Origin of the sequence: Photorhabdus sp. RW14-46 (genome assembly GCF_963887965.1) — a bacterium.
Taxonomy (GTDB): Bacteria; Pseudomonadota; Gammaproteobacteria; order Enterobacterales; family Enterobacteriaceae; genus Photorhabdus; species Photorhabdus laumondii.
The window spans coordinates 1-1,093 of the sequence record NZ_CAWPHH010000100.1 but is presented as its reverse complement, the minus strand read 5'-3'; the positions used below and the strand labels follow the sequence as shown (position 1 = coordinate 1,093).

At 40.4% G+C, this 1,093-nt stretch carries 1 pseudogene; it reads left to right on the top strand.

What is annotated here, in order from left to right:
* Positions 1-102: 102 nt before the first annotated feature.
* Positions 103-1,093: pseudogene (locus tag AACQ38_RS23715) on the top strand (IS630-like element ISPlu10 family transposase); the annotation flags it as partial.

The following is a 1,093-nucleotide window of genomic DNA, read 5'->3' as shown; positions in this document are numbered from 1 at the left end:
TAAATAACTTTTCAAAATAGTAGAACACTTGGAGGGAACTCAGTCCAATTTTTGCAATCTGATCAATTGTAGATAATCCCAAACCACTAAACGGACTGAGTTATGCCTATCATAGCACCTATACCCCGCAATGAACGACGCCAGATGAAAAAAATTATCCAGAACACCCGAGATAAAGATTATGCTCGCAGGCTCATGGCCATATTGATGCTGCATCGAGGCGAGTCTGTCTCTCTGGTCGCCAAAACCCTTTGCGCCAGTCGTTCTTCTGTCTATCGCTGGATAAACTGGTTGACTTTATATGGTCTGGAAGGACTCAAAAGCCTGCCTGTGGGCAGACCCGCTGTCTGGAATTTAATCCCGCTTTATCCTTTACTGTCTTTTTTATTGCAATATTCTCCCCAGCAATTGGGTTGCCTGCGTTCTCGCTGGAGTCTTGAGTTTTTTATAATTAAAATCAATGAATTATTAAACATAAAATTATCCATCAGTACCTTCTATCGTTACTTACATAAAATGGGTATCGTGTGGTGAAGGGCAGCCCCGACGCTTAAATTACCCGATCCCGAGTACCATGAAAAAATGGCGAAAATTACCGAGGCATTGTCAAAGTGTTCAGAAAAACATCCCGTTTTTTATGAAGATGAAGTCGACATCGAGCTGAATCCAAAAATCGGGGCTGACTGGTATTTAAAAGGGCAACAGAAACGTATAGTGACACCAGGAAAAAACCAAAAACATTATTTTGCAGGTTGCCTGAATGTTCAAACGGGAAAAGTGACTTATGCTGACGGGTTAAATAAGAATTCTCAGTTATTTATCAATGTATTGGAAGAACTTGAACGCCAGTATTGTCATGCTGAAACCCTCACTTTGATTTTGGATAATTACAGTATCCATAAAAGCCGACGGGTCAGAGATTGGCTGGCTTGTCATCCTAAATTTAATCTGTTGTTTTTACCTGTTTATTCACCCTGGCTGAATAAAATTGAGCGTCTGTGGCAATCCTTACATGAAACGGTGACACGAAATCATGGCTGTCAGTATATGTGGCAATTGCTTGAGAAAGTGAAAACGTTTTTAAATTCATGTC